7 protein-coding genes are annotated in these 7163 nt (G+C 48.2%); 5 read left to right on the top strand and 2 right to left on the bottom strand.

What is annotated here, in order from left to right:
* Positions 1 to 121: 121 nt before the first annotated feature.
* On the top strand, positions 122 to 394 hold the full coding sequence (locus tag QZ918_RS33370) for a transposase (RefSeq protein WP_527250468.1): 273 nt from the start codon (positions 122 to 124) through the stop codon (positions 392 to 394).
* Positions 357 to 620, top strand: coding sequence for a zinc ribbon domain-containing protein (locus QZ918_RS33365; RefSeq protein WP_527250467.1), 264 nt, complete (start codon positions 357 to 359; stop codon positions 618 to 620). The genes QZ918_RS33370 and QZ918_RS33365 overlap by 38 nt, the downstream gene beginning before the upstream one ends.
* A gap of 187 nt (positions 621 to 807) precedes the next feature.
* On the opposite strand, the gene QZ918_RS32615 is transcribed toward QZ918_RS33365, so the two are convergent.
* Together QZ918_RS32615 and QZ918_RS32610 are read right to left on the bottom strand one after the other, a co-directional pair.
* On the bottom strand, positions 808 to 1461 hold the full coding sequence (locus tag QZ918_RS32615) for a Crp/Fnr family transcriptional regulator (protein ID WP_293144560.1): 654 nt from the start codon (positions 1459 to 1461) through the stop codon (positions 808 to 810).
* Between the two features lie 562 nt (positions 1462 to 2023).
* Positions 2024 to 2242, bottom strand: a complete 219-nt coding sequence (locus QZ918_RS32610) for a hypothetical protein (protein WP_293343119.1) — start codon at positions 2240 to 2242, stop codon at positions 2024 to 2026.
* A gap of 47 nt (positions 2243 to 2289) precedes the next feature.
* Between QZ918_RS32610 and hslO the strand changes: the two genes are divergently transcribed.
* From hslO to QZ918_RS32595, 3 genes are all read left to right on the top strand, one after another.
* Positions 2290 to 3189, top strand: a complete 900-nt coding sequence (hslO, locus tag QZ918_RS32605) for an Hsp33 family molecular chaperone HslO (protein ID WP_293343116.1) — start codon at positions 2290 to 2292, stop codon at positions 3187 to 3189.
* 180 nt (positions 3190 to 3369) lie between these two features.
* Complete coding sequence (locus tag QZ918_RS32600; RefSeq protein ID WP_293343113.1) at positions 3370 to 4560, top strand: RNA-guided endonuclease InsQ/TnpB family protein; 1191 nt, start codon at positions 3370 to 3372, stop codon at positions 4558 to 4560.
* A 269-nt stretch (positions 4561 to 4829) separates the two neighbouring features.
* Complete coding sequence (locus tag QZ918_RS32595) at positions 4830 to 6899, top strand: hypothetical protein (RefSeq protein WP_293343110.1); 2070 nt, start codon at positions 4830 to 4832, stop codon at positions 6897 to 6899.
* Positions 6900 to 7163 lie beyond the last annotated feature (264 nt).

Below are 7163 nucleotides of genomic sequence, written 5' to 3'. Positions count from 1 at the left end.
CGATGGTGATTTTAGGTTTGAGTTTCATACAGGTAAACCCTAATTAAATATTTTGTAGTTACTCAACAATTCTTCTCCAATATACCATATTCTGTTAATATAAAGTTTAGATGCGTTCGCCCTGGGAAGCAACCGCAGACAGAAAGCGGTTAAGCAACTGGGTAAGCAACACAAAAAAGTTGCAGATAAACGCAAAGATTTTCACTTTAAGACTGCGGTAAAATTGTTGAGTAAATACGATGTTATTGCAGTTGAAGACTTGAATGTAAAGGGTCTAGCTCGTACAAGATTGGCTAAATCTGTGTTGGATGCTGGGTGGTCAAACTTCCTGTCAATACTGACAAACAAAGCCGAAAATGCTGGGAAAGTTGGTTGTCCCAGTAAGCGCTTATAACACCTCACAAGATTGTTCCAATTGTGGAGAGAAAGTACCAAAGAAGTTGCATATTCGTTGGCACGACTGCATCAAGTGTGGGTGCAGTCTCGACCGCGACCACAACGCAGCTATCAATATTAAAAACAAGGCGATAGGGCAATTCGTCTTTAAAGCTCAGTTAATGTCCGACGGGATACCGGGAGTCGCCCAGAAGCCTACATCATACTGTATTCAGTTGGTGTAGGAGTTGTCACCCATGGGTTTGTTTTTTAAGTAGACGCACCGTTTAATTATATCTTTTGTGACTGCAAAGGTATGGCTGTAGATAGCGCGAGAAATATCGAGACCAACAATTCTCATGGAGTGGGATTTGATAGCCAATACTCGAAGACTTTATGTAGAGTGTAGATGCGAATAGATAGATGTCGGTGCTAGACTGCTTGAGGGTTGCAGCCAAACAATTCGGAGGTGGACGCAAAGACACCTTTATTAAGTATTAAATGCCGATCGCCATCTCGATTAATTAACCCTTGCTGCTGCAATTTTCCCAGCATTCGGGTTACCGTTACCCGCGTCGTGCAAATAGTATTAGCAATATCTTGATGCGTCAAACGGATGCTCAAACGAGTTCCTTCAACCACAGGCTGACCGAAGTCCTGTTGCAATAATAGCAGAAGTTGATACAAACGGTCTTCTACTCGGCGCTGTCCGGCGATCGCCAAAATTGACTCCATTTGCCGCAGCCGCCGCACCATTTGAGGCAACAACTCGTGAGCCAATTGAGGAGAAGCTTCAATTTCCACCATAGAATACCACATCAAATAAACGTCTGATGTTGCCGTAGCTCGGTAAGTCTGCAAGGAAGTCAACCACAAACCGAAACACATCGAAGGCCCCACCCAACCCAAAAGTCCTTCTTCCCCGGTGGGATAAAGGGTACTCAGTTGTGCTAAACCTTGACAGACGCGCCAAAGGCCTTGGGACATTAAAGGAATGGTTTCGCCCTTTGCATAAAAATGCAAGTTTCGAGTTGCTCCTGTGTTATGCTGGACTTCCGCTAAAAGTGCTTTCGATGTTGGTGGCATATCCGTTATTTCCAGCTAAAAAACATTAGTGTGAGAGCTAGCGATCTCACTCTAACCGATCCAGGTAAAGGTTAGGTGATCGTTAGGTTAGCGGGAGTATAAGCTTTGTCCACATTCAAATTCTGTATCAACAATTACTCAAGCCATGAGCGTGACATTGCTCGGAGTATCGTTGGAATATGTAATTTACAATACTTCGGACATTTTTAGATCTAATCGAGTATCTCAAACCCTTGATGGCTATAGGGATGAGTATTTTTTCAATGTTTGAGTCTAGCCCGCTCGTTTCAAAAAAACATTAAAAATGCCAGGGCTTACGCTGTAACGCTTACAGAGTCGTTAAAAAACTGTCCGAAGTATTGTAATTTAAATATTAAATAGCTTGAATTTTAAACATGATTTAAATCTGAATCCATTACAAACTGAATTTAGAGCTAATTTGTTGCAGGATTGAAAAGGTTATTGTGGCTTTTTATTATGTGTCAATTTTCATCAATAACCACTGGTGAGTTAGCGGTGATTGTCAAAGCTGATGTTCTCGATCGCGAATTTAAACAAAAACTTAACTTGCTTGCTTCCTAGAATCGGCGATCGCTTCGCTTTTTGAGCCAAACTTTACTTGTTCAGCAATCCCTAGATCGAGAGGGCTCGCATCCCAACTACGTACTTTTTTGTACGATCGCAATAAAACTGGCTTGCGTCGCAGCCCCCGCGCCCTGAGGAGTCGTGAAGCTCGATCGCCCATATCCACCAACTCAACTGCTGCTATCTTTCTCGACAACCTTCTAAAATAGTTTCAGCAGTATCAAAAGACAAGTCAGGTTTTTCATGGCCGATCAATTAATTCGCGCTACAGCAGCAGATGGTGGAATTCGCGCTGTAGCCGTCATTACCACCCGTCTGACAGAAGAAGCAAGAGGGCGGCACAAGCTCTCCTACGTCGCTACAGCTGCCCTCGGACGCACGATGTCAGCAGGGCTGTTACTCGCTTCCAGCATGAAGCGGCCTGAATCGAGAGTCAACATTCGCATCAAAGGAGATGGGCCCCTCGGTGGACTGCTGATTGATGCGGGACTTGATGGCACGGTTCGAGGTTATGTCAGCAATCCCTCAGTGGAATTGCCGCCCAATGCTAAAGGCAAACTTGATGTCGGCGGCGCCATCGGTGATGGCTATTTGTATGTGGTGCGCGACGCTGGATACGGCTTTCCTTACTCAAGTACGGTAGAATTGGTTTCCGGCGAAATTGGGGACGATCTGACTAACTATTTGGCAACCTCAGAACAGACGCCTTCGGCTCTGGTTTTGGGGGTGTTTGTGGGGGCGGCGGGGGTGCAAGCTTCTGGGGGCGTGCTGTTGCAGGTGATGCCGAAGGCGGCGACGGATGAAGAACTCGTGCAAACTCTAGAATCTAGGGTGGCTGCACTGTCGGGCTTTACGCCGTTGCTACAATCGGGCAAAACTCTGCACCAGATTCTGGAAGAGTTACTGGGTGATATGGGCCTGGAAATTTTCCCGGAAACTCAGATGGTGCGCTTTCACTGCGGCTGTTCGTTCGATCGAGTTTTGGGAGCTCTGAAAATGTTGGGCGAAGCCGAACTCCAAGACATGATCGAAAAAGATGGCGGGGCTGAGGCTACTTGCCATTTCTGCAATGAGGTTTACAAAGCTAACAGCGACGAACTTGCCGAACTGATCGGGGATTTGCGATCGAATTCCGGTTCTTGAGACCATAATGTGTAATTGGCTCTATTGAGTGCGAGTTGGTACTGACCGAAAAACCAGGAGCAAGCCCCTGGCGACCGACTTGGGGATAGGCCGGAGGCGACTTCAGTCGCCTAGAACTCTACGTCGAGGAATTTGAATAAACGGAATATTATTTATTAAGGCTGGTTGTAGAATGGTCGAATGTTGAATCTCACCTACGAATACAAACTCATTCCCACCGACGCACAACGCGAAACCATCGACCAGTGGCTGACTATCTGCCGCAAGGTCTACAACTTTGCATTGCGAGAACGGAAGGATTGGGTGAACTCCCGTAAGTGTGATGTCAACTCATGCAGCATCCGGCAGGAATACACGATCCCCGCTGATGCACCCCGTCCAACCTTTGCGCGTCAGTGCAAAACTCTCGGACAGGCAAAGCAGTTGATTCCTGAACTGAAGCTACCTCATACCCATGTCTTGCAACAGGTGTTGCGCCAATTAGAGGCAGCGTTTGTGGCGATGTGGGATCGGGGGCACGGGTTTCCTAGATTTAAACAGCGGATGCGCTCATTTGTGTTTCCCCAATTAAACCTAGAATCAGTTCAGCGTTTTGAGGGTGCAGACTGGGTGAATTTGCCTAAGATTGGCCGCGTCAAGATACATCTATCGCGCCCGATTCCAGAGGGGTTTGAAGTTAAGCAAATTCGTGTTGTGAAGCGAGCATCTGGTTACTATGCCATGCTCACTTTGCAATGTGATGTTGAAGTTCCTCAAGCATTGCTATCGGGACATGGAATTGGGATTGATTTAGGGTTGGAACACTTTTTGGCAACTTCCGATGGGGAGTTAATCGATAGACCTCGATTTTTTGTGGATGGGCAAAGCAAGCTGAAATCGCTGCAACGTCAACTCAAGCGTAAGAAAAAAAGGTCGAGAAAATATAGTCAACTCCAACATCAAATAGCCAAATACCACGAGTACATCTCGAATAGTCGGAAAGACTTTCATTTCAAAACCGCTCACCATTTATGCGACCAAGGGCAATCGGTATTTGCTGAAGATTTAAATCTTAAAGCAATGTCAGCAGGGATGCTATGCAAACACACGCTTGATGCTGGGTTTGGTCAGTTTCTCAGCATCTTAAGCCATGTTTGCTTTAAGCGCGACAGGTATTTCGCTAAGGTTAATGCCAGTGGCACCAGCCAAACCTGTCCCAGGTGTCAAACTCATACGGGCAGGAAAGAACTGTCCGAACGGGTGCATCAATGCTCCGAGTGCGGCTATCAGACAAATCGAGATGTTGCAGCGGCACAAGTCGTTTTGCAACGTGGATATGCAGCGGTGGGGCACATCGCAGTGAATTTTGGGGAGGGCAAGCTACATGAGTAGTCCCAATGAACCAAGAATCCACGTGGCTTTAGCCCTGGGGAGTTGTCAACAATTGTCGATTACGCATTATCTATTACCTTATCGTGAAATTTTGTTTGGGGCGTTGTGGGCGATGGCGTCCCGCCCCGCAAGCTACGGCTCTTGCAGTGTTCCGCCTGCGGGAGATATGTCAAAGTGATGGATACATTCTATAGAGCAGTAGATATCAGCGATCGCAGTTTTGCAATAACTAAGACCGGCTGGTTGCTGTTTGTGGTGAGCGGAGATTTATGAGTCAAGATCGCAAAACACCAGGCCGTTGGTCTGCATCAGAATCCTTGGAGTCAAAAAAGGATACTTCCTCGCTAGTGCCAATTCCAGCCAGGAAAAATCGCGCTGAGCGACTTAAAGAGATCCGAGATTTGGTTACTTCAGGAAAACTGCCGGGAGGGCATCTGGAACAGCAGCCGAAAGAGTCTGGAGAAAACTCGCAACCGCCACGTGACCCCTATCGGCTGTGGCGCTTCTGGTCGAAGAAATGGCAGTTTTGGCTGGCGGTGAGTTTGCTGATGTCGGTGGGTATGGGGTTTGTGGCAATTTCGTCTTTGCTAAACCTAACCTCACAGTCGAATTGCTCGAAGATTTTTTGGCCGACGGCTTCTGCTAACGATCGCTTTTTTTGCGCTCAAGAAGCAGCCAGCAAACGGACAGCGGATGATTTGCTGCGCGCGATCGAATTAGTGAATGCTTTGCCACAAGACCACCCGCTGCGGCCGAGAATTAACGGTCAGATCGATCGCTGGTCGCAGGATATTCTCAGGTTAGGAAATTCTAGTTTCCAAGAAGGAAAGCTGGAGGAGGCGATCGCGATCGCCCGCAAGATTCCCCAAGACGTTCCTGCTTATACGACGGTGCAACAGCAGATTGAAAAGTGGCAGTCAATATGGAGCGATGCAGAGAAACTTTACCGCACGGCAGAAGACCACTTGCGTCAGGAAGAGTGGGGGCTGGCTTTCCGCCAAGCTACTCTGCTGTTGGATACGGGAAATACTTTCTGGGAATCGACGAAGTATGAGGAACTCACTAAGGTAATTCAGGCGACCAAGGCTGAGGGCAATAAGTTGGTAAAAGCCAGGAATACAGCCTCGGAGGGAGGGCTCGACAATCTGGTGACAGGGATTAAGCTGGCTCAGGGCATCGATCAAAAAAGTTATTTGTATCAAGCTGCCAATAAGTTGATCGCGGAATTTAGCAAGAAAGTGATGGCGATCGCCCAAAAACGCTTGCAGACAGGCGATTGGCAGCAGGCGATCTCGATCGCTAACAAGATTCCAGAAACTGCAAATTTAAAGGAACAAGTACAGGATTTTAACGAGTTGGCTCAGGCTACGGCTCAGGCTTTGACGGGTTCTGTTGATGGTTTGTCTAAGGCGATCGATCTGGCTCAAAAGTTGAAAGACGGCCGCCCTTTGTACAAACAAGCTCAAGATTTAGTCGCCCGCTGGCAGCAAGAAATGGCTGATGTGAAAATTTTGGATTTGGCAAGCAGGCTGGCAGCGCCGGGAGGGGTCAAGGACTTGAGGGCTGCGATCGCCCAATTGCAAACAGTCCCGGAATCAAATCCCCGCTCTAAGGAAGCTCGGACTCAAATCGATCGCTTGAGCCGTCAAATCGAACTGCTAGAAGACAGTCCGTACCTGCAAAGAGCTAACGATTTAGCGACTACCGGCGATCCAAATTCCCTGGAAGCAGCCGTAGCTCAAGCTTCTCGGATCGGCCAAGGAAGGGCGCTGTACGGGGAAGCTCAAACCAAAATTCAAGCTTGGATCGAGAGAAGACAGCGGCTTCAAGATCAGCCATTTTTGGAGAGAGCTCAGCAACTAGCGGCTAGGGGCAATTTAGCCGAGGCCATTGATATAGCCCGCCGGATTCGATCGGGACGGGTGCTATATGAGGAAGCTCGATCGAACATTCGGACTTGGGAAGCTCAATTGCAGGGCGAGCAAGGCTTGCAGAGCGCCCGTCAGGCCGCCCAAGCGGGAACTGCTGACTCCTTGCAAGCAGCAATTACGCTGGCGCTTCAGGTACCGGATACGAGTTCGCTCCGCTGGCAAGCGAGCGAGGCGATTGAGGAGTGGAGCCAGCGGATTTTGGCGATGGGTGTGGAACAATCGTCGTCGGATCTGGCTGGGGCGATCGCGACTTTAAAGAAAATTCCCTCAGGATCTCGGGCTTTTGAGCAAGCGCAATCGCAAATCAAAATTTGGGAGGAATCGCTGAATCCTGGGGCTGCTGAGTCAACGTCTCCGGCTCCCGAGCCACCGGAAACCGAGCCACCAAGTCGCTCTCCGAGCCGTTAGGTTAACTATGCTTGCCCGAAAAGAGGCGGAGGTTTAAACCCCCGTCTCAAAGCTTGCATTCGGTTTTAACGAGTGAGAATTCATCAATTGCCGCCGCATATGACAAGATATCGTTGGCGAGTTAATCGCCAACATTCAAAAACTGTAGTTTAGACTAACCAAAGATGAGAACGGTGGCAAAAGAAGAACTAGAGCCACCGCGCTGGGAGAGAATGAGGGTGAAAAAGAAAACCTATCCACTCCTTAAATGAACAGTGAACGATT

The sequence above is a fragment of the Microcoleus sp. CAWBG58 genome (genome assembly GCF_020883045.1).
In the GTDB taxonomy this organism is placed as follows: Bacteria; Cyanobacteriota; Cyanobacteriia; order Cyanobacteriales; family Microcoleaceae; genus Microcoleus.
This window is presented reverse-complemented; position numbering and strand designations above follow the sequence as displayed.